Below are 21,029 nucleotides of genomic sequence, written 5' to 3' on the forward strand. Positions count from 1 at the left end.
CCCGGTCCTTCGTTCCGGCGACTGTTCCTTAGAAAGAGGCGGGTGAGATGAAGGACGACCGCATCGTCGCGATCTGTGCCGACGATTACGGCCTGTCCTACGGGGTGAGCATCGGCATTCTCGAGGCGCTGGACGCCGGCCGGCTGACGGCGGTTTCGGCGCTGGTGAATGGCCCACGCTGGCCCGCCATGGGGGTCGAGTTGCGCCGGCGCTGCCGGAACGCGGACGTCGGCCTGCATTTCAACCTCACGCTGGGCCGCCCGCTGGGACCGATGCCGACCTTCGCTTCGGAGGGGAGCTTTCCGCCGGTCTCGACCGTCGTCCGCCTCGCCCTGCGCCGCAAGCTTCCCTTGGTTGAGATACGCGCTGAGATCGATCGCCAGCTGGACCGCTTCGAGACGGTGATGGGCCGCGAGCCGGATTACGTCGACGGCCATCAACATGTGCATGGGCTGCCGGGCGTCCGCGACGCGTTGATCGAGGTCTTGGCGGCCCGAGGGCTCGCGGGTCGGGTTTGGCTGCGCGACGCCGCCGACGAGCTCCATCGCATCGTCCTGCGCGGCGCCCATGCGCCCAAAACGCTCGCCCTGGCGCTCGCTGTTCAGGGCCTGTCCTCGGGTTTTCGCCGCGCCGCGCTGCGTCAGGGCTTCGTGACCAATGAGGGTTTCTCCGGCCACTCGGTTTTCGATCCGGGGAAGGACTATGCACGAGCCTTCGAGACCTATCTTCGCGCGCCGGGGCGCCGCCATCTCGTCATGTGCCATCCCGGCCATGTCGACGACGAGCTCAGGGCCCAGGACTGGGTGACCGTCACCCGCGAGCAGGAACTTGCTTTTCTGCTCTCGCCGCGTCTACCGGAAATGCTGGAAGAGCGAGGATTAAGGCTCGCGCGGCTCAGCGAGGCCCGTCCGCACCCATCGCCGGGCGGCGGACGGATGAGCGAGGGGACGCCCCAATGAGCGAAGCCCTGACGCGGCTGCTCGAAGCGCAGGGGATTTCCGCATGAGCGAGGGCGCGAAACGGGCCGTCGTCATTACGGGCGCGTCGACGGGCATCGGCGAAGCCTGCGTCAGGCTGCTCGTCGAAAAGGACTTCCTGGTATTCGGCTCGGTGCGCACGGCCGCCGACGCCGAGCGTCTGAAGGCGCAGTTCGGCGAAAATTACGCGCCGCTCTTCTTCGATGTGACCGACGGCGATGCGGTCGCGCGGGCAGCCGTTGCGGTCGAGGACCGGCTTCAGGGCGAGACGCTGGCGGGGCTCGTCAACAACGCCGGAATGGCCGTGGCGGGGCCGCTGCTGCATGTGCCGGTCGAGGAGCTGCGCCGCCAGCTTGAGGTCAATGTCATCGGTCAGCTTCGGGTGACGCAGGCCTTCGCGCCGCTGCTCGGCGCCCGCGCCTATCAGGGAGAGCCGGGCCGCATCGTCAACATGAGCTCGGTGGCGGGCCGGATGGTCGGGCCGTTGATGGGACCCTACAGCGCCTCGAAATTCGCGCTCGAAGCCATGTCCGACGCGCTCCGCCGTGAATTGGCGGTCTATGGGATCGAGGTCGTGGTGATCGAGCCCGGCATGATCGCCACGCCGATCTGGGACAAGGCCGACTCGTCCGCTTTCGACGCCTTCGACCGGACGATCTACGGCCCAGCCGCGCGCCGCGTGCAGAAATGGGCGGTGGACCAGGGTCGCACCGCAGTCGGGCCAGAGCTTGTGGCCGAAGCGGTCCATCACGCGCTCGTCGGGTCGCGGCCGCCGCTGCGCGTCCTCGTGCTCGGCAGCAGCGCCTTACACTACTATGCCCAGCTGCTCATGCCGCCGCGCCTCATGGACTGGCTGATGGCCCGCCATTTCGGCTTCGATAAAATTCGGCGGCCGCTCGTATCGAGCCGCGCTGCCAAAAGACGCTGGTATCAAGCCGCGCTGCCAAAAGAGAAGTGATCCAATGGCCCTAGACCGCCCTAAGATCCTTATCGCCACGTTTGGCACGCTTGGTGATGTGAATCCGTTTATTGGGCTAGGGCGCGCCCTGCAGCGGCAAGGGTGCGTCCCTGTCATCGCCACGTCGGAAGAATATCGAGATCTGGTGCAGAGCGAAGGGCTAGACTTCCGGCCTATGCGACCGGATCTCGGAGAAATTTCATCCCGGCTCAATATGCAGAAGGGCGAGATCGCGACCAAAATGTCGCGGAATAAGAGATTTCTATTTGATCAGGTTATGTTTCCGCATCTTCGCGACGCATATTCGGACGTCATGGAACTGACAAAGGATGTTGATGGAGTAGTGACGCATTGCTTAGCGTTCGGCGCTAAGGCCGCTGCGGAACAGCGGAATCTTCCTCTCTTCAACGTATTTCTTTCGCCCATGCTGCTGTTTTCTCCGGACAATCCTCCGTTAGGGACGCCGGCGCCGTTCATTATATCTCCGTCGCCGCTCGCCGTCGGATACAACGGACTCCTGCTCAAAACGCTCGAAGCGGGGTTAACTCTTATGGCTTCGCCGCTCGCGCGATTCAGAGATGAACTGGGTTTGCCTCGCGTGCGCGGTTTTGAGCTTTTGGTGGGCGCTCCGGGCGCAGCGGCGACGATCGGGTTGTTCAGCTCACTCCTGATGCCGCCGGTTTCCAAGCGGACAAGATCGGAAATCGTTGTTGGACATAGTTTCCACGATGGGCGCAACACGCCAGCGGGCGCGTCCGACCCGGGGGGGCTTCCGTCTGACTTAATAGAATTTTTGGACTCAGGGTCCGAACCTATCGTCTTCACGCTTGGGAGCCTCGTCGCGATCGATCGGATAGATTATTTTCGATACTGCGCCATCGCAGCTCGGTCCCTCAACAGGCGCGCTATTCTTTTGGCGGATAGCGCCGATGTGAACAAATTGCGCCAAGAGATGTCTTCCGAGATTTCCGTGCACGGCTACGTCCCGCATTCGCTGCTGTTTCCCAGATGTTGCGCTGTGGTTCATCACGGCGGAATGGGATCTGTGGGGCAGGCGCTTCGCGCCGGCAAGCCACAACTTGTAACCCCCTTTTGTAACGACCAATTCGATATCGCTGAGCGCCTGAGGCGACTTGGCGTTGCGCGTACGCTGAAGGCTAAAGACGTCTCCGTCGATCAACTGGCGCAGAATATTGAATGGCTCTTGTCATCGGCTAGTTATGCTTACCGTGCGAGGGCGGTCGCTGATGAAATCGCATTAAACGATGGCGCGGAGTCCGCCGCAGCGTTAATATCGCAAAGGCTCAGGCGTCCAGGACGAGAAATAAGCGGTTGCGTTGTCGAAGGTGAGCCTGGAACAGAGCGCGTCTGAGGGTTGCGGCGGCAATGTCTAAATCCCGATAACGGCATGGCGGCGGGTGAAATGAACCACGAATTTCGTTTCGGAGTGTCGGATGCCGCGGCTCTGCATCGGGCGGAACGTTTGCTGCGAAATCGCATTTCCCTGCGATTGATCGTCCAAATCATTCTAGTCGCAGCGTTGACCATCGGCCTGCCGCTTTTCGTCTGGGCGTATTTCGTGGGCGCCGACGACGCGCCCGCCAAACCGATAAAGGAGACGGCGTGGGCTCCCGCGGCCCTCGGCGTTGGCGCGCTGGGCTGGATCGAACCGCGCTCGCGACTCATCCGAGTCTCAAACGAGGCGGCCGCGACCGGCGGCGTGGTCGGCGAAATACTGGTGCGGGAAGGCCAGGCGATCAAGGCGGGGACCCGGATCGCGGTGCTCTCCGACTGGCGTCGTCGCCGAGCGGAAGTGGCGCTCGCCGCGGCGGAAATTAGCGCCGCTAAGGCGCGTCGCCTTGCTGCCGAGGCCGAACTCGAGAGCGCCCAGCGGGACGCCGAGCGCAAGAAGAGCCTGTACAAATCCGGCTCCGCCACGCTTTCCGTGGTTGATGGCGTCGAGTTGCGCCTGAAAAAGGCCAAGGCGGATGTCGACGTCGCGACCGCGAGCGTACTGCAGAGCGAGGCCAATCTGGAACTCAAGGAGGCGCAGCTGTCGCAGGCGGTGTCGACCGCGACGATCGACGGCGTGGTCATCAAGATCAATGCGCGCCCCGGCGAGCGCATCGGTCCCAACGGTGTGGCCGACATTGCAAATCTCAACGAGCTGGACGTTGTAGCCGAAGTTTACGAGACCGACATTCCACGGATCAGAGTCGGCCAGAAGGCGATTGTGAAGCTTCCAGAGGTCAGCGCGCCGTACCAGGCAAAGGTACGCGAGATCGCTTTTCTCGTGCGCAAAAATCGGGTCAACGACACTGATCCGCTCGCAGATCGGGACAATAAGATCGTTGAGGTGCGATTGACATTAGAGCGCCCGGGGATCGAACAGCTTCGGCACCAGCTCTTCCGTCAGGTTCAGGTGCAAATAGAACGGTGAGCGGTTTACCCCCGGCGCTCTTCGCCGCTCGATTAGCGTGGCGCCAGCTCATATACGACAAGCCCAAACTGCTTGCCGCCACTTTGGGCGTGTTGTTCGCCTGCGTCCTCGTATTCATGCAACTTGGCTTTCGAGATTCGCTTTACACCAGCGCGTCTTCCGCGCCCCTGAAAATGCAGGGCCAGCTGTTTCTGCTGCACAAGCAGACGGAAGCCCTCTGGCGCCCGGTCTCCTTCGAACGAAGCATCCTGATGCGCGCCTTGGGCCTTCCGACGGTGCGGCGAGTCGTGCCCCTCTACATGTCGCTCGGACAATTCAAGAATATGGATACCCACATCCAGCGGACGCTGATGATTTATGGGTACGATCCCACGGCCGAGCTTATTCATATCGACGAATTTACGACTTTCAGGCCCGAGCTGCAGCGGCAGGATACGGCGCTATTCGACGTGACCTCCCGCCCGGAGTTTGGTCCGATAAAAGAGTTGATCGCCTCCGGGCGCGACATCACCGAAATAAACGGTCGCAAGGTAAAGCTCGTCGGCACCTTCCATATGGGCACCACTTTCGCCGCCGACGGCAATGTCGTGATGAGCGATCTCAACTTTCATCGCGTTTTTCCAACGCGATCCCTTGATCAGATTGATATCGGCTTCGTCCTGCTGGCGCCGGGCGCCGACATCGCCGCGACGCAAGCCGCGCTCGTGCGACTCGTCGGGCAGGAGGTGCAGGTATTGACCTATGAAGAGCTCGTCCGCTTCGAGCAAGCCTACTGGGAAAATTCCGCGCCGCTTGGCTTCATTTTCGGGTTCGGCACGCTCATGGGCCTGATCGTTGGCATGGTGATCGTCTATCAGATCTTGTTCACGGATATTGGAAACAACATTCCACAATACGCCACTCTGGTAGCTATGGGATACAGCCAATCTTATCTCCGAAACATTGTCTTTGCTTCCTCCATATATCTGGCGGTATTCGGGTTTCTGCCGGGCATGGCGCTGTCCACGCTGCTTTATCAAGTGGCGGAACGCTCTATTTTCATCCCGTTTCCTATGACCATCGGGCGCATCGCTAGCGTCTTCTTTTTTATCCTGACAATGTGCGTGCTAGCTGGCTTACTGGCGATACGCAAATTGAAATCGACGGATCCGGCCGACATGTTCTCATGAGCATGATCGACGTGAAAGGTTTGAATTTCGCCTTTGGACAAGGCGAGTTGCGTCGTCAGGTCCTGACGAACATTCATCTTTCCATCGAAACCGGCGAAATTGTCATTCTAACCGGTCCCTCGGGCTCCGGAAAAACGACGCTGTTGACCATCCTGGGAGGACTGAGGCTCGCGACCTCCGGAAGCGTCGTCGTACTCGGCGAACAACTGGTGCGCAGCGAAACCAGCACGCGGATCGCGGTGCGGCGGCAGACAGGGTATATTTTTCAGCAGCACAATCTCTTCCTCTCGCTGACCGCCACAGAAAACGTCTGCATGGCGCTTGAGCTGCATGATTTCTTTTCTGAAAAGGAACGGGTCGGGCTCGCGCGTCAAATTTTGACTCAGGTCGGACTAGAGGAGCGTCTGGAGTATCGGCCCCAGCAGCTTTCTGGCGGACAGCGCCAGCGCGTTTCGATCGCCCGCGCCTTGGTTTCCAGACCGAAGATCGTGCTCGCAGATGAGCCAACCGCGTCTCTCGATAAGAATAGCGGCCATGAGGCAGTCGAGATATTAAGAAATCTCGCCAAGCAGAATGGAACGACGATTTTGATCGTCACCCATGATTATAGAATACTCGATATTGCGGATCGCATTATTAATCTCGAGGATGGGGTCATCAAATAGCAATTGAATTCACGCTAAGCGTAGCCAATTTGCTCGGCTACTGCCCCAATTTGCATGAGAGGCCCGCTAAATGGCTGCCGTCACTACGACGTCGCCGACCGCCACGCCGCAGTCGACGATCTCAACGCGCTCAAGGACTTGTCCCACACGCATTTTCCGGCGAGAGGCGATGCGCCTTTTAAGCCTCGCCCTTCGCGAGCAGATCCCCGTACGCGGCTTGGTCGATGACGCCGCCGGCGGCTGCAACACGCTCTCGATCAAAAGATGGAAGCGCCTCTTGAACGATGTCGATCCGCTTCCATCCCGGCAGCGGCGCTTCATCTCCTTCGGCGGGAACATATTTGGACTCGGCGATTTTCTGGTAGCGATGAATGTATCGAGGACAATTCACCCACACGCTCTCGACTTCGACGCCGACGACAAATAGCGCGCCAGGGTAGGAAGCGAGGAGCGACGCTTCGCGCATGAGTCTTGCCTCGCCTTGCACACGAAGCCGATTAGGCGTGACGAAATCGATGAAAAGCAGGCCAACCTTGCTCGTTTCCGCCAGATTTCCGGCGGAGTAAAACATGCCGTTGCCGTCGAACCACGGGAAAATGAGCGAGCTTTGACCGACGACGCGAACGAAGCCCGGAGCGCCGCCCTTATAGGAGACCGTCGGCCGGCCGGCGGGATCGAGCGTCGAAAGAAAGAACATGTCGCGAGACTGGATGAATTCGATCTCATGGGGAGCAAATTCGGCGTGCATGACGCCGCCCTCCATTAAATCGGCGAGGCGGCGCGTATCGAATTCGTCTTGAAGCTTGCGGTGCTCGGCGCCGTAGAATTTTGACATCGATCTCTCTCCAATCGTTTGTCGAACGCGAGGAATTTTTTCAGGTCACGGATGCCACGCCACAGACGAGCGCGGCGTCAATGGTCAAGAGCCGCCGGATCGTGACAAGGGGATAAATACCTTGCCTCGCTCAGGAAAATTGCCCGAGGTGACTGCTCAGTCAGACGAACCGATGTTTGCTGCAACGCCGTTGAGCAAAGCAGTCGCCTCATCCGGCAGAGCGAGTTCGGTCGCTGAGAGATTCTCCCGCAGATGCGCGACCGACGTCGTACCGGGAATCGGCAGGATATTGGGCGCGCGACGAAGCAGCCAGGCGAGAGCGACCTGCATGGGCGTGGCGTCGAGGCTCCGCGCAACATCGGATAAGGTCGAGGATTGCAGCGGAGCGAACCCGCCAAGCGGAAAAAAGGGCACATAGGCGACGCCGCCGCCGGCGAGTTCATCGATGAGAGCGTCATCGACCCGGTGCGCGAGGTTATAGTGGTTCTGCACGCAGACAATTTTGCAGATCTCACAACCTTCCGCGATCTGTGTGGGCGTGACGTTGCTGAGGCCGATGTGACGTATAAGCCCTTGCCGCTGAAGCTCCGCGAGCGTGGTGAGCGGCGCTTCTATCGAACCTTCCGCCGGGCCGTGAACGCTGAACATGACGCGCAGATTGACCACATGGAGCGCGTCGAGACCCAGATTACGAAGATTGTCATGCACAGCTTGCGCGAGTTCTTCGCGCGAGAAGGCTGGCAGCCATGAGCCGTCTGCGCCGCGCCGCGCGCCGATCTTGGTGGCGATGACAAGGTCATCCGGATAGGGGTGAAGCGCCTCGCGGATCAGCCGGTTGGTGACATGCGGGCCGTAGAAGTCGCTGGTGTCGATATGGTTTACCCCGGCTCCCACCGCTTCGCGCAACACTGCCAGCGCCGCGTCACGATCCTTCGGCGGACCAAAGGCGCCCGGTCCCGCGAGATGCATCGCGCCGTAGCCAAGCCGTTTCACGGTGCGGTCGCCGAAGGTGAATGTGCTGGTCATCACCTTGATCCTTGTTTCATGCCACTCACGCAAATATATGAAGAATCCTTCGCTTTCTGAATTCGCATTCCATGAACGCCGTCGCAACGACCCTAAAGCCCAGAAAAACCCCGGTTCAGGTCCGCTCCGCCGCGACCATCGAAACGCTGCGCGTTGCGGCGATTCAGGTTTTGACCCGTGAGGGCCTGAGCCGCTGCACGACGACTCGTATCGCCGAGCGTGCAGGCATATCCGTCGGAAGCCTCTATCAATATTATCCTAACCGCGATGCGCTGCTTGCCGGCGTCCTCGAAAAGCATCTGGAGGGCATTGCCGGCGCGGTCGAGCGCGCCTGCCATGAACATCGAGGCCAACAACTTTCGCAGATGGCTTCAGCCTTCGTCGTCGCCTTCCTGGCTGCGAAGCTGCGCGACCCCGAGGAAGCGAAGGCGCTCTACGCCGTTGCCGAAGAGCGAGGCGGCGCTGTGCTGGCCGCTCGGATGCGCTCGCGTATAGAGGCGGCTGTCGCCGCCATGCTGGCGAGCGCGCCGGACGCCCGATCCGACGATCCCGCCATGGTTGCCAAGATCGCGCTTGGCGCCTTGGTCGGGCCGGTCCAAACCTTGCTCAAAGAGCATTCGCCGGCCCAATTCAAAGCGGGCCTCGAAAAGGAGCTCGTCCTGCTTGTGACGGCGTATCTCCAAGCCCATCAGTTCAAGCCCGAGCGCCCCCGCACGCCGGCGGCGATCGTTGCGTCGTAGGCTGTCGAACAGAACTGCAATAAAAGTCGTGCGATGGCTTCGTGCGCGCCCATATGTCGATAAGGCGACGACAGCATCCGGTTTGATCATGTCGAGTGGCGCGACCTCTCCGCGGCGAACGCGGCGTCGGAGACTTTTTCCAGGCAGATCTCGCTGAGGCCGCACGTTTGAAAGAGAAGATCGACGCGGTTCGGCCGAACGGCAGGCGCGGCATCGAACATGCCGTCGGCATCGCCGTCCACCCCCCAACGCCGCAAGGAGGACACGATCATATCCCTACCCTGCGTGATGCAATCGAGGCGCGCCGTATTGTCGACATGAGATACAGAACGCTCGACGAGACGCGTGGGCGGAGAATTGTCCGCCGCTTGCGCCTTGAGTTTTGGTGGCGGGCATGGACGCTTACAGCGTGGCGCGAACTCCGATCCGATTTTCGTGTGTTCCGCGTGGAGCGGATCGAGAACCTCGAGGTGACCGATCGCGGCTTTCGCGACGAGCGTGGCAAGTCGTACAAAGATTATCTTGATGCAGCGGAGACGCCGTGTTGAGCCTGCGCATCGAAGAGATGAGAAATCTAGGACCCGCCACGGCGAAAATGCTGGCCGAAGTCGGCGTCCACCGCGAGGGCGATCTTCGCCGCATCGGCGCGGTCGACGCCTATCATCGGCTCAAATTCCGATTTGGTCGTCAGGTCACGATCATCGCGCTCTACGCGATGGAGGCAGCTCTTCGCGGCTGTGATTGGCGCTCGCTCGATCCCGAGACAAAGGAACGCTTGCGCCGCGCGGCGAAGAACTAGGCGATCATCATCGCGCTCCTTCATGGTCCAAACATAATGGCGGCGGGTGCGCTGAGGGCGCGCGCGCTGCGGCGGCGGCCCCGCTCCAGATTGAGATCCAGGCGCGCGACGGCGTCGATCGCGAGGCGCTGCGCTTGGCTGGCGGCGCCGCCGGTCGCTGAGGCGAAGGAGGCGGTAGCCAATGGGAGCGAACCGCGAGCTCGCCGCGCGCTCGGCGCGCGCATTGCGAATGCGCCGCAGATGAGCTCTGCAGCGAAATCGTCTCCCCATGCCGCGATCTTGACGCGACCGGAGACGACGTCCGCCAACGGCGTGACAGTCTTGGCATGACTTAGCGTGACCGAATCGGAGTTGGTCCGGCCGTTTAACGGAGCGTTCTCCGCCGCTTTCGAGAGGGGGCTTCTCCTTCATAAACTTTCTTCGCCTCGTCTCGCACGAGCGCGCAGAACCATTTTACTAAAGGGTCCATGGCCCGAACCTGGGAGGAAACAAGGGTCATCGGCAGTGAGGTATTCTGGAAAGGTGGTTTGAGCAAAACGAGTCCGAAGTGATCCGCGAAGCGGCGCGCAAATGTGGCCGAGAGAGTCGTCACCATATCCGTCGCCGCGACGCAGGCGAGCGCGGTCGTAAAATGGGGGGCGATGAAGGCCATGCGGCGGGACACGCCTGACGCCGCGAGCATGGCGTCGATCTCGGACGCGCCATCGCCGAGCAGCGCGACGCCAACATGATCGAAGCGACCGTAATCTTCGAGTTTCCACCGGCGCTTCGCCGCCCGATGACCTCGGCGCAGAACGAGCGCAAGCTCATCGCAGGCGACCGTCTCGCTCACGGCCCCTGGCGGGAGAGGCGTGGTCGCCAAGGCGAAGGCGAGATCGAGCGCGCCGCTCTCCAATCGCCTAAGAACGTCGCCGCCATAGGGTTCGAAGCGAAGATCGACCAGCGGCGCCTCACGCGACAGACGGCTCATGATTGGCGGTCCGAGCAAAATCGACTGAACGTCGGCCGCCGCGACGCGCAAGACTCGGCGTTCTTTCGCGGGGTCGAATGGCGTCGGCGCAAAGACCGGCTTGAGACCATCGAGCGCAGCGACGACCTGCGGCGCCAGCGTTTGCGCCTTCGGAGTCAACGCAAAGCCTTCGCGCGTGCGAACGAGGAGTGGATCCCCAAGCAGGTCCCGCAACCGCGCGAGCGCGCGACTCATGGCCGGCTGGCTCAGCCCGACGTCCTCGGCGGCGCGCGTGACATTGCGCCGCCGCAGCAAGGCGCCGAGCGGCGGCAAGAGATTGAGATCAACGCCAGCTAAATGCGTTTCATGCATAGTAGCTATCATAACAATGCATTTTCTATATACAACGGGCCGCGATATGCTCATGCGCAGAAGGCGACCTCGCCCGCATGAGGGTTGGAGAGGCCGTTCGCAATCTTAACGAGACTCGAAGCAGAGGCAGATGAGCTCTGATGTTACGGTCTTCGGCTTCGGCCCAGTGGGACGGGAGACGACGCGGCGGCTTCTCGCGCAAGGCGTCTCCGTTCGCGTCGCGCAGCGCCACGGGCCAAAGGATTTACCTCAAGGCGCGCGTTTCATCGCTTGCGACGTCCTGGACGCTGAGGCTGTCCGTCGGACAACTGAGGGTGCGCAGCAAATCGCCGTAGCGGTTGGATTTCCCTATGCGGGCGACGTCTGGCGCGTCGCCTGGCCGCGCGCAATGACGAATTTTGTTAGCGCCTGCGCGGCGACGCACGCCCGCATGGTGTTTGTCGATAATCTTTACATGTATGGTCCGCAAAACGCGCCCTTACGCGAGGACATGCCCCTTGTTCCTTTTGGCGTGAAGCCGGCCGTTCGCGTCGAGGCGACCCGTATCTGGATGGCGGCGGCGGAAGCTGGACGAATCCGGGCGACGGCTCTACGCGCCTCAGATTTTTATGGACCCGGCGTCACCTTATCTCATTTGGGCGCGAACGCCTTCGGCGCAATCGCCAAAAGCAAGCGCGCCTTTTTGCTCGCGCCGCCAGACGCGCTGCACGACTTTGCTTATGTTCCCGACGTCGCGCGTGGGGTCGTCACACTGCTCGACGCGCCAGACGACGCGTACGGCCACGCTTGGCACCTCCCCTGCGCGCCGACGCGCACGCCGCGTGAAATCCTAACTCTTGGCGCCCAGGCGCTCGATCGCGCACCACGTATTTTTGCCTTGCCGCTTGCATCCTTTCCGGTCCTTGGGCTGGGCCTCCCTCTATTGCGGGAAATGACTGAGATGCGGTTTCTTTGGGATCGCCCCTATCGTGTCGATGCGCAAAAGTTTTCGTCGCGCTTTTGGTCGGACCCGACGCCGCTCGAGGTGGGAGCCACAGCAACAGTTCGATCTTTCGTCGACGGCGTTTAGAGGAAGCCATGCGCATATTGGGGATTTCCGGCAGTTTACGAACTGCATCCTCGAACAGTGGGGCCCTAAGAGCGATGGCTTTGCTCGCGCCTCCTTTCGTCGACTTTGTGCTCTACGACGGGCTTGCAAGCCTGCCGCATTTCAATCCCGATCTCGATCGCGCCACAGCAATCATGAGCCGCCCCATGCGTCCGCGAACAGTTAGCGTCCTTGGGGACCCTTGAGTTCGACAACATTTCGCTCGGGGTCCGTGACATAGATAGAAGGTCCGTCGCCTTCGGCGCCGTAACGGAAGCGGGTCGGGCCGGCTTCGATGCCGTTGGCTTCAAGATGTCTGCGGATGCCGGGCTCATCAAAGGGATCTACACGGAAACAGAAGTGATCTAGGTTCCGCCCGCCCTTCCCCGGAACCTCGCCTCCGGCGCTGCCGAGTTCGCCATCGACCGGCACAAGATCGAGAAGCGACCGGCCCGCTCTCAGCTGTATTAGGCCAATCGCCTCTTGTCGCCGCTCAATTGTGCATCCCAAAACATCGCAATAGAACTTCAACATCGCGTCAAGGTTCACGACGCGAAGCACGAGATGGTCAATTTCTCGGATGCGGATCATGACAACTGCTCCTCAAGCGACGATTAATCTGCACGACTGCTGAAGTCCTCCTTCGCCGCGACCAGGCCAATCAACGCCGGTGGAAATCCTACGTTCCGTTCGTCCCGCTTGGCGGCTGCCGGCCTGTGTCGATCGCCCGACATTTTGGTTGTCGTCGGCGCATTGTCGATCGAGCATTTTCGCGACAATCTCAAGGCGACGGTTTTGGAACTCTCCCCAGACAGCATTGCGAAGCTCGACAAAGTTGCCGCGGCGCCGGACTTCCAAGAATGATGAAATGGCGCGACGGCGGCTCAACGCGGTAGCGATTGCTGCGGAGGCGCTCTGGCCTCCAGGCCAGGCTCCCCGTGACAGATCAATGGCCGCCGGGCCTATCATGTTAGCAATGAACGATCGGATGGGCGCCTCGACGACGATGGCGCGAACGCAATCCGCAGCTCTGATGGCGATGCTAAGGAACGCGGCGATCGCAATCGGACGCCGGTCACGAGCCTGCAACGGCCGCCGCAAGCCGCGAGCTAATCGCCGCTGCCCAAAAGGCGGACGCCAAACAGGACCCACATCGCGAGCAGCGTCATCGCCCCGGCGGCAAACAGCAAGAATCTTGCGCGCAGCTGGTTCGATGTCACGTGAACATAGGCATGGGCAAGACGCAGGATCACGAATTGCCACTCGAGAAATCGGAAGCCCGCGGGTTGCGCGCCGGTTACGATGACGAGGCACACGAGCGCATAAAATAGGAGGGGAAGCTCAAACTGGTTGTGATAGGCGCGATCAATCTGAGTCAGACGATGCGGCCATGCGGGCTGGCCCAGCGCAATATCCGAAATTCTCACCTCCCGATTTCGGAGGCTCAAATAGCGCGATCCTCCCAACCAGAACAGCAATGTGAAGGTCAATGAGACAAGCACAAAAACGGGCGTCAGAAGCGCCGTCATATCAAAAGCGTCCCCCAAGAAAGTTGCGCTGAAGCCAGCGGAACGCCGACGGCGGATGATCCATTCCGGAGCCTCGTAGCCCGCCTGCGCCGGGACTGCGGATGCCCGAAGGATCATGCGCCTTTCGCCGAATTTCGCTGGGCCGATTTCCTACGCGTCCATATCAAACTCGATTTACATCGAAGTGAACCTGCCCTCACGATCAAAGCAGCCAAAAGGCTGATTCGCGACGCGTGGTGCAAAGACCCATGCGCTGAATGCCGCTGCACGGAAGAAGCGGTTTCATAGGAGTCGCGGTGGATAAGGTCGATCTTGAGCGTGTGGGACGGGGAGTGCGTCTCGGATCACCACCCGCGCTCCACCGATTTAAGCGCTCGCCTTCGGCTTGCGCCCGCGCTTTGCCGGAGGAGCAGCCTTGTCGCGCGATTGACCGAGCCCCATGCTCTTCGCCAGATCCGAGCGCCGCGCCGCATAGTTCGCCGCGACCATGGGATAGTCGGCGGGCAAGCCCCACTTGGCGCGATACTCCTCTGGCGTCATCCCCAGCGTCGCGAGATGCCGCTTGAGCGATTTGAACCGCTTCCCGTCATCCAGACAGATCAGATGGTCCGCCGTAACCGACTTGCGGATGGAGACGGCAGGCGTGGGCTGCTCTGCTGGCGAAGCTATCGTCGCCGGCGCGCCCGTCGCGAGGCGGCGCAACGTCGCGTCCACGGACAAAATCAGAGCGGGAAGCTCCGATACGGGAAGCGAATTGCGAGAGACGAAGGCCGCCACGATTTCGGCGGCGAGCTCGGTCGTATTCGGCTGATCTGTATTTGATGTCACGGAAATTCCTCGAAGCGGTCGTACGTGCCCCCTCGATACGCCGACATTGCTTCCGCGTCGATAGGCGCCGTTCTACTTGCGCCGCGAATAACGCGGCTCCAATCTCTGGGCGAAGAGGGTTTCTGATCGTCGCGCCCCAAGGCCCACTCCTAAAAAAACCAAAGAGCTAAGGGCGCAGCAGCCTGTGCCCTCCTTTAGAATTCACTCTTGCGAGCCCGTCTGAATACCGCCAACCAGGCCTCAAGCGTGTCACCCGGAGGAGCTAAGTCCTCGGGGTGCTTTGCATTGGCTAAAGAAGAGAGATCACTTACCGGCGATAGCGCCTTCCACTAGCCTGCCCGTCAGCCCGGCAACCGCCATATGGGCCACGGTGTCCGTAAACGCCACATCCCCCATAAACTTTCTCGATCGGAGCCTGAACCGCATTATTCACCGAGGCCGCCGGCATCGCGTTCGATGCTGTAGGCGCGAAAGCAAAACCAAGACCAAGTGTAGCCGCGGTCACCAAAATCCGAAAGTGTGCCATAATTTCTCCTGTAGTTATCGGCGACACGCTATCTCCTAATTCGCAATTGCGCCACGCGTTTCGTGCGCTCTCAGCCCGAATTCGGGCTCGAACTGGTCCGGAGAGAGCTGGGACGGCATGGAGACGGCCCGGACGCCCGGCGGAAGGCCAGCGGCCCGCGCCGATCAGCCTTTAAGCTGCAAGCGTCGCGCCGCCATCGACGACAAGATCCTGAAGCGTGATGTGGCTGGCGAGATCCGACGCAAGAAACACGACGGCGCTTGCGATCTCATCTGGGGTGGCGATTTTTCCCAGAGGAATTCCCAATTTGAAAGCCCCAAGGTCTCCGGCGATCACTTGCTTCTCTGCGTCTGCCGAACGCCACATGGACCGCTGCATGGCGGTGTCCGTGGAGCCAGGGGAGACGAGATTGCACCTCACGCCATAAGGCGCGAGCTCCAAGCCCACGCAGTGGGTCAGACTGGTCAGCGCCGCCTTCGAGGCGCAATAGGCGCTCATCAGCATGCGCGGCGTATGCGCGGCGTTGGAGCCAACGCTGACGATCGCGCCCGAGCGCTGCCGTTTGAACTGCGGAATGGTCTGCTGAAACAGGTGGAAAGGGCCGGACGCGTTGGCGTTCATACACGCGGACCAATCATCAAAGCTCAGCTCTTCCGTCAAACCAAGACGCAGCACGCCCGCGGCGCTTACCAGCACATCCAGTCTTGGACATTCCTCCAGCAAGGCTCGGCAGGTTTTTTGCACCTGATCGCGCTCGCTGACGTCGAGGCGAACGGTCGCGAAAGGATAGCTCGAGGCCGCAAACGTCTTGTCCAGCCCGACAACGTCGCCGCCGAGCGCCGCGAATTGGGCGGCCGTCGCATAGCCAATTCCCTGGCCGGCGCCCGTGACCCAGATCCGCTTTCCTGAAAAATCCATGCGCAACCGCCGAGATGTCACGCGGAGACGACCGCGGCGAGCCGGCGATCGATGATGTCCCACCAGCCATTCAAGGTCGGCTTTTTCGCCAGCTCGTCAAAACCCACATCTATGCCGAGCTTTCGCCATTCCGTGACCAGCATCATGACCCGCACCGAGTCGAGGCCGTAATCGATAAGATTTTCATCGGGGTCGAACTCTGATTCTTCGACATCGAGCGCCGACAAGAGCTGTTTCTTGAGGCCTTCTCTGGTCAGCGGAGCTGAATGTGCGTTTTTTCGCGCGGCGAGCACATCGTCGACGCCGACGACCATGCCGCAGCGTCCCGCGACATAGTTCAGAGTCATGAGATGATCTTCGAGCGAAAAATCGCCGATGGCGTCGGCGATCATGAAAGGCTTGATGTCATGCATGAACGCGTCGAGCGCCGTCGTCAGACAACCGATGTGGCCGTAGACGCCGCAGATCGCCAGTTGATCTCTGCCCATCTCCTTCATCATCTCGGCCAATCGCGAGCGCTTGAATGCGCTGTAACGCCACTTCGTCAGCACCGTATCCCCTGCGTCCGGCAATAGAGGCTGAACAATGTTGCGTCGGTGCGGTTGGGCGTTCAGACCAGATCCCCACATATCATTCAGCAAGCCGCGATCTTCGTCGCTCTGTTCGATGGGCTGCGCGGTATAGATCACCGGGGCGCCGTGGGCCCTGAAAAAGGCGCGCAGCCTTCGAATATTCGAAATGAGCTGATCGACCAGCGGATTTTCCTCGCCGTAGAAACCGACGAAATAGTCTTGCATGTCGTGAATCAGCAGCGCCGCGCGCTCGGGCGCAAAACTCCAATTGACTTTGTTTATTCGGAAGGAGTCCGGGCCGGGCATTGCGTAGGATGCAAGGGATTGTATGGCCATGGTCAATTCCTGTTTGCTTTTAGACGTTGAGCTTTGCCTGGATGTCGTCGCGCAGCGTTTGCTTGTCGATCTTACCGAAGGCGGTAAGCGGCATCTGATCGATGAATTCAAAACGATCTGGGAGCTTGAATTCAGCGACACCCTGGCTGCGGAGATGCTTTCGCAACGCGATAGGACGTAGCGCGACGTCGCTCGCGACAATGTAAGCGCAGCTTCTCTCTCCCATCAGCGAGTCGGGCATGGAAATGAGCGCCGCGTGCACGACCGCCCCGTGCTGCAGCAACAAATTTTCGATCTCTTCGGCAGGAATCTTCTCGCCGCCGCGGTTGATCTGATCCTTCTTGCGGCCCACGACTCTCACATATCCGTCCGCCGTCATCTCGACGAGATCGCCCGTGTGATAGAATCCGTCTTCATCGAAGGCGCGAGCGTTATGTTCTGGGGAGCGATAATAGCCCCGGATCGTGTAGGGACCGCGAGCCAGCAGCTCTCCCACTTCGCCTGCGGCGACCTCATCGCCATCTGCATCGACGACTTTCAGCTCATCATCGAGACTCATTGGCCGCCCTTGAGTCGTAAAAATGCGTTCGGGATCGTCGTCAAGACCCGTGTAGTTCACCAAGCCTTCCGCCATGCCAAAAACCTGCTGCAGCCGACAGCCGAAGGTCGCGACAATTCGGCGGGCGACCGTCTCGCTGAGACGCGCGCCGCCGACCTGCATCACCGAGAGATATGGAGCTTCGAGAGAGTCGTTGGCGGCGGCGTCAAGCCATAGCGAAGCAATCGTCGGCACGATGGCCGTGAAGTTCACCTCGTGACGGCGAATGAGATCGAAGCAGAGATCCGCGCTCGGATTTCGCGCCATCACCACCGTTCCTCCAGCGTGAAAGACGCCGAGCGCGCCGGGCGAACTCAGTGGAAAATTATGGGGTGCTGGAAGCGCGCACAGATAGCGGCTCTCGGATGTGAGGCGGCAGATTTCCGCGCTTCGCCGCACGCTGTAGTAATAATCGTCATGGGTGCGCGGAATGAGCTTGGGAACGCCGGTGCTGCCGCCCGACAACTGGAAAAACGCCACCTGATCGGCCGCAGAAGGGCGCGGTTCGTCCGCCGCGCCGTCTAAGTCACATTCCCACAACGACTCAAGATTTTCAGCATACCCAAGTCGTCCGTGGATGGCGATGACGCTCAATGTCGGCGCGAAGCTCCGTAAGCCTGTGACATAGACGTCATCAGCAAAGAGATGATGTTCGGCGGACGCGATGAGAAGCTTGGGTTGAAGCTGCTGCGCATAGGCGGTCATCTCCAGCCTGTCGTGGCTGAATAGCGCGTTGACCGGCGCCACTCCCATTCTGAGCAGCGCAAAAAAGACGATGTAAAACTCGGCGATGTTGGGGAGTTGCACCAGCGCCGTATCGCCCTGCGCGATTCCGCGCCGTGCGAGGCTCGACGCCAGCCGCGACGAATTGGCGTCGAGCTCCGCGTAAGTAAACGAGCGATCGCCGCAAATCAGCGCGACGCCGTCGGGACGATGTCGGCATGCATATCGCAAAATTTCCGTCAGCGTCTCGCTGCGCCAATAGCCTTTGTCGCGATATCTGCGGGCAAAGGCTTTGGGCCAGGGCGTGAACTCTATAGGCATGCGGGGCGCTCCCCGGTTTCTATTCCGAAGGCGCGCAGCATCGTGCCTAGCTTGGCTTCAGTTTCCGCCCATTCCGATTCCGGATCAGAAGCTTCGACGATGCCGGCGCCGGCAAAGAGTCGAATGGCTTTGTCGCGAACCGTTCCGCACCTTATCGCCACCGCCCACTCGCCATCGCCCGCTGAATCGCACCATCCGACGGCGCCGCTGAAAACCCCGCGGTCGAATGGCTCCAGAGCGCTAATCAGCGACCGCGACTCAGCGGTTGGATAGCCGCAGACCGCAGGCGTCGGATGCAGACGGCAGGCAAGCTGAAGCGCCGACGTGTGGTGGTTCGCCAGCTCGCCGGTGATCAATGTCGAGAGATGCCACATCGTCGACGTGTTCATGAGCGCTGGCTCAGTGGGCGTCGTTAGAGCTTTGCATACGGGCTCCAGCGCTTCCTGTATTTCATCCACGACGAGCCTGTGCTCGAAATTGTCCTTGTTCGACTGCAACAGCTTGCGGCTCGCCAGTCGATCCTCTTCCGGGTCCGATCTGCGTTTGGCCGAACCGGCCAAGGGATTAGAGCGAATGGCGGCTCCGTCCTTTCGGATCAGGAGCTCTGGACTTGCGCCAAGCAATATCGCGCCATCGCCCAAAGGCGCCTTGAAATGATAGCCGCTGGGATTTTGCTTCACCAAGGCGTTCAAGATCGCTGCGACGTCGACCGGTTGCGCGAGTTCGATTTCGAGGATGCGGGATAGAACCGCTTTCGACATTTTCCCGGCGCGAAAGCTTGTGATCGCGCGCGTGACGGCGTCTTTGAATGCGTCCTTGTCGGGGAGGCTGCGCATGCCGAGCACCGTGGGCGCGCGCTCCGAGCGTCGCTCTTCGACCATCAGCGACTCTCTCGCGAAAGCCGTATAGCTCATTGGCACGAACAAGGAGCAGGGCTGCCGAGCGTCGAAGGGAATGGCGCCCGCGACGATGGGATTCGCTTGTCCAGCCTGCCGCGCCCGATTGATTGCGCTCTGCACGGCCGTCTGCAGGAAACTATCCGAATGCGCCGCGCCGCACGCCGAAAGACAAATTCTCTCGGCGATGCCGAACGCTTTGATGCTGCGGTGCGGCGAGGTGAATAAGAAGGTGGGATTCGCTTCAATGCTTGAATGTGATGGAGGAAGACTAACCGCATTCATTGTCGCACCTCTTTTGCTATCGAATTTCTTCATCAAAGGCGTTACATGCGCGGCCTGCGCATCAAGCCTTCTTGCTCTTCAAGAGTTGAAGCTGCGGCCGTTCGCTCTTGTCGGCGGCGGTCGAAGGCAAATCCTCGCTTTTCTTTAACGAGGCGAAACGAAGCGAACGAAATCCGATCGCCATCGCCCCGCTTGAAAGAAGCGCGACAAGGCTAAAAATGAGAATGGTTGACGTCAGCGGAAAACCGCGAGTCAGGCCTCCAAGCGCAAGCGCGCCAAACGCGTCGCCGGTGACCGCCTGAGCGGCCCACAGACCATTGACCCGGCCCAACAAATGTTCTGGCGTGTGGCGTTGGACGAGAGTGAACTGCAGAAGCGAGGCGATCGAGCTCAAATAGCCAAAACCCGCGAGCGCCACAAAGGCGACGACAGGATCGCTGATAAATCCAAGCGACCCGAGCGCGACGAAAGCTGCCGCGCCGCTCGCGAGCAGCAGCGCTCCGGAACGAGCAAAGCCGCCGAGCCAACCACCCGTTAAGGCGGCCACCGTCGCGCCCAGCGGCGCAGCGGCATACATCATCCCCACCGCCGACGGCCCGACGCGGTATACGTCCTCGGCAAGCGCTGGCAGAAGAATGCGAACGCCGCCGCCGAGACTGACAAGCGCGCCCACCGCGACGACGGCGCCGACAAGCCTATTAACGAAAAGATAGCCTATGCCCGCCGCTAGCGCGCGCAGCGGGTGCTGCGGTTCGCGTCTGGCAGGAGGCATCGGCGGAAGCCGCATGAGATGAGCGACTGTCAGCAGCGCGCCGATCGCGGCTGCAAGGTAATTCCAGCCCACGCCGAAAGACGCAATCACCATCCCGCCGAGCGCCGGAGAGAGGATTCCGCCCATGCGAACCGTCAGCATGTTGAACTGGCCGGCAGCGCCAAGATTTTCGCGGCCGACGAGAAAAGGCGTGGCGGCGAGCAGCGCCGTAACGCCCAGCGCGCTGAAAAATCCGTCCCACAGCGCCAATGCATAGATCGCCAGCACCGAAGGCGACGAGCTGAAGCCATTGATGGCGAGCGCCGCGAAGCCAAGGCCGCAGACAGATCGCGCAAAGAGGATGAGCTTGCGTCTATCCCACCGGTCCGCAAGCACCCCGCCTGCCAACAGACCGGCGAAGGCGCCGCCGCCGCCGAGCGCCATGGCTATTCCGACTTGCATAGGGGAGCCGGTCAATTCCTGTATTTGAACCGGGACCGCCACCGTCAGCATGCCCAGCGAAAACACCGACAGCGTTCGAGCGATGACGACGGTACGAAACGCTGCATTGTCGCGCAGCAGGCTAAGGTCCAACAGCAGAGTAGATTTTTTCTTGGCGATGTTCTTGGCGACGGCGCCCGCCGGATCACGAGATGAACCCGACGAAACGGCATGGCCTTCGTTGCGCGTCTCTTGCAACGCTTCTGGGGAGTGCTGAGTGTCCATCCC

At 60.7% G+C, this 21,029-nt stretch carries 23 protein-coding genes; 11 read left to right on the forward strand and 12 right to left on the reverse strand.

Going from position 1 to position 21,029, the window contains the following annotated elements; genetic code table 11:
• Positions 1 to 47 precede the first annotated feature (47 nt).
• The 6 genes from ACR65W_RS14030 to ACR65W_RS14055 are packed head-to-tail and all read left to right on the forward strand — an operon-like array spanning position 48 to position 6,209.
• Positions 48 to 959, forward strand: a complete 912-nt coding sequence (locus ACR65W_RS14030; protein WP_434501219.1) for a ChbG/HpnK family deacetylase — start codon at positions 48 to 50, stop codon at positions 957 to 959.
• 43 nt (positions 960 to 1,002) lie between these two features.
• Positions 1,003 to 1,935, forward strand: coding sequence for an SDR family NAD(P)-dependent oxidoreductase (locus ACR65W_RS14035; RefSeq protein ID WP_434501220.1), 933 nt, complete (start codon positions 1,003 to 1,005; stop codon positions 1,933 to 1,935).
• A 4-nt stretch (positions 1,936 to 1,939) separates the two neighbouring features.
• A complete protein-coding gene (locus tag ACR65W_RS14040; RefSeq protein ID WP_434501221.1) occupies positions 1,940 to 3,307 on the forward strand; it encodes a glycosyltransferase in 1,368 nt (455 codons plus the stop codon).
• A gap of 51 nt (positions 3,308 to 3,358) precedes the next feature.
• Positions 3,359 to 4,375 (forward strand): HlyD family efflux transporter periplasmic adaptor subunit, encoded by a 1,017-nt coding sequence (locus tag ACR65W_RS14045; protein ID WP_434501222.1) that lies wholly within the window; start codon positions 3,359 to 3,361, stop codon positions 4,373 to 4,375.
• Positions 4,372 to 5,544 carry an ABC transporter permease DevC gene (devC, locus tag ACR65W_RS14050; protein WP_434501223.1) on the forward strand — a complete coding sequence of 391 codons (1,173 nt, stop codon included), beginning with the start codon at positions 4,372 to 4,374 and terminating at the stop codon, positions 5,542 to 5,544. Before ACR65W_RS14045 ends, devC begins: the two co-directional genes overlap by 4 nt.
• Positions 5,541 to 6,209, forward strand: a complete 669-nt coding sequence (locus ACR65W_RS14055; RefSeq protein WP_434501224.1) for an ATP-binding cassette domain-containing protein — start codon at positions 5,541 to 5,543, stop codon at positions 6,207 to 6,209. The genes devC and ACR65W_RS14055 overlap by 4 nt, the downstream gene beginning before the upstream one ends.
• Before the next feature lie 178 nt (positions 6,210 to 6,387).
• On the opposite strand, the gene ACR65W_RS14060 is transcribed toward ACR65W_RS14055, so the two are convergent.
• Both ACR65W_RS14060 and ACR65W_RS14065 read right to left on the reverse strand, forming a co-directional pair.
• Entirely contained in the window at positions 6,388 to 7,044 is a 657-nt protein-coding gene (locus tag ACR65W_RS14060) for a pyridoxamine 5'-phosphate oxidase family protein (RefSeq protein WP_434501225.1), read from the reverse strand.
• Positions 7,045 to 7,200: 156 nt separating this feature from the next.
• Positions 7,201 to 8,070, reverse strand: a complete 870-nt coding sequence (locus ACR65W_RS14065) for an aldo/keto reductase family oxidoreductase (protein ID WP_434501226.1) — start codon at positions 8,068 to 8,070, stop codon at positions 7,201 to 7,203.
• A gap of 71 nt (positions 8,071 to 8,141) precedes the next feature.
• Between ACR65W_RS14065 and ACR65W_RS14070 the strand changes: the two genes are divergently transcribed.
• From ACR65W_RS14070 to ACR65W_RS14080, 3 genes are all read left to right on the forward strand, one after another.
• Positions 8,142 to 8,810, forward strand: coding sequence for a TetR/AcrR family transcriptional regulator (locus tag ACR65W_RS14070; protein WP_434501227.1), 669 nt, complete (start codon positions 8,142 to 8,144; stop codon positions 8,808 to 8,810).
• 95 nt (positions 8,811 to 8,905) lie between these two features.
• A complete protein-coding gene (locus tag ACR65W_RS14075; RefSeq protein WP_434502731.1) occupies positions 8,906 to 9,358 on the forward strand; it encodes a helix-turn-helix transcriptional regulator in 453 nt (150 codons plus the stop codon).
• Positions 9,355 to 9,609, forward strand: coding sequence for a TfoX/Sxy family DNA transformation protein (locus ACR65W_RS14080; protein WP_434501229.1), 255 nt, complete (start codon positions 9,355 to 9,357; stop codon positions 9,607 to 9,609). Before ACR65W_RS14075 ends, ACR65W_RS14080 begins: the two co-directional genes overlap by 4 nt.
• 364 nt (positions 9,610 to 9,973) lie before the next feature.
• Here ACR65W_RS14080 and ACR65W_RS14085 read toward each other — a convergent pair whose 3' ends face one another.
• On the reverse strand, positions 9,974 to 10,930 hold the full coding sequence (locus tag ACR65W_RS14085; protein WP_434501230.1) for a LysR family transcriptional regulator: 957 nt from the start codon (positions 10,928 to 10,930) through the stop codon (positions 9,974 to 9,976).
• 130 nt (positions 10,931 to 11,060) lie between these two features.
• Between ACR65W_RS14085 and ACR65W_RS14090 the strand changes: the two genes are divergently transcribed.
• Positions 11,061 to 11,999, forward strand: a complete 939-nt coding sequence (locus ACR65W_RS14090; protein ID WP_434501231.1) for an NAD-dependent epimerase/dehydratase family protein — start codon at positions 11,061 to 11,063, stop codon at positions 11,997 to 11,999.
• Positions 12,000 to 12,200: 201 nt separating this feature from the next.
• Here the strand turns inward: ACR65W_RS14090 and ACR65W_RS14095 are convergent, their stop codons facing one another.
• Entirely contained in the window at positions 12,201 to 12,608 is a 408-nt protein-coding gene (locus tag ACR65W_RS14095; protein WP_434501232.1) for a VOC family protein, read from the reverse strand.
• A 518-nt stretch (positions 12,609 to 13,126) separates the two neighbouring features.
• Positions 13,127 to 13,663 carry an MAPEG family protein gene (locus ACR65W_RS14100; RefSeq protein WP_434501233.1) on the reverse strand — a complete coding sequence of 179 codons (537 nt, stop codon included), beginning with the start codon at positions 13,661 to 13,663 and terminating at the stop codon, positions 13,127 to 13,129.
• Between ACR65W_RS14100 and ACR65W_RS14105 the strand changes: the two genes are divergently transcribed.
• The gene (locus tag ACR65W_RS14105; protein ID WP_434501282.1) at positions 13,547 to 13,834 is read left to right on the forward strand and encodes a ParB-like protein; all 288 of its coding nucleotides are present in this window, start codon (positions 13,547 to 13,549) and stop codon (positions 13,832 to 13,834) included. The two genes, ACR65W_RS14100 and ACR65W_RS14105, sit on opposite strands and share 117 nt — an antisense overlap.
• A gap of 78 nt (positions 13,835 to 13,912) precedes the next feature.
• Here the strand turns inward: ACR65W_RS14105 and ACR65W_RS14110 are convergent, their stop codons facing one another.
• From ACR65W_RS14110 to entS, 7 genes are all read right to left on the reverse strand, one after another.
• Positions 13,913 to 14,374 (reverse strand): MucR family transcriptional regulator, encoded by a 462-nt coding sequence (locus tag ACR65W_RS14110; protein WP_196400891.1) that lies wholly within the window; start codon positions 14,372 to 14,374, stop codon positions 13,913 to 13,915.
• 307 nt (positions 14,375 to 14,681) lie between these two features.
• Positions 14,682 to 14,822, reverse strand: coding sequence for a GCG_CRPN prefix-to-repeats domain-containing protein (locus tag ACR65W_RS14115; RefSeq protein WP_434501283.1), 141 nt, complete (start codon positions 14,820 to 14,822; stop codon positions 14,682 to 14,684).
• Positions 14,823 to 15,071: 249 nt separating this feature from the next.
• Entirely contained in the window at positions 15,072 to 15,818 is a 747-nt protein-coding gene (gene dhbA, locus ACR65W_RS14120; RefSeq protein WP_434501234.1) for a 2,3-dihydro-2,3-dihydroxybenzoate dehydrogenase, read from the reverse strand.
• 17 nt (positions 15,819 to 15,835) lie between these two features.
• Positions 15,836 to 16,726: an isochorismatase family protein gene (locus tag ACR65W_RS14125; RefSeq protein WP_434501235.1), complete on the reverse strand. Its 891-nt coding sequence runs from the start codon at positions 16,724 to 16,726 to the stop codon at positions 15,836 to 15,838.
• Positions 16,727 to 16,745: 19 nt separating this feature from the next.
• Positions 16,746 to 18,368 carry a (2,3-dihydroxybenzoyl)adenylate synthase gene (locus ACR65W_RS14130; RefSeq protein WP_434501236.1) on the reverse strand — a complete coding sequence of 541 codons (1,623 nt, stop codon included), beginning with the start codon at positions 18,366 to 18,368 and terminating at the stop codon, positions 16,746 to 16,748.
• Positions 18,359 to 19,549, reverse strand: coding sequence for an isochorismate synthase (locus ACR65W_RS14135; RefSeq protein WP_434501237.1), 1,191 nt, complete (start codon positions 19,547 to 19,549; stop codon positions 18,359 to 18,361). The genes ACR65W_RS14130 and ACR65W_RS14135 overlap by 10 nt, the downstream gene beginning before the upstream one ends.
• 61 nt (positions 19,550 to 19,610) lie before the next feature.
• Positions 19,611 to 21,026 (reverse strand): enterobactin transporter EntS, encoded by a 1,416-nt coding sequence (entS, locus tag ACR65W_RS14140; protein ID WP_434501238.1) that lies wholly within the window; start codon positions 21,024 to 21,026, stop codon positions 19,611 to 19,613.
• Positions 21,027 to 21,029 lie beyond the last annotated feature (3 nt).

It is taken from the genome of Methylocystis sp. (genome assembly GCF_051062815.1).
Classification (GTDB): domain Bacteria; phylum Pseudomonadota; class Alphaproteobacteria; order Rhizobiales; family Beijerinckiaceae; genus Methylocystis.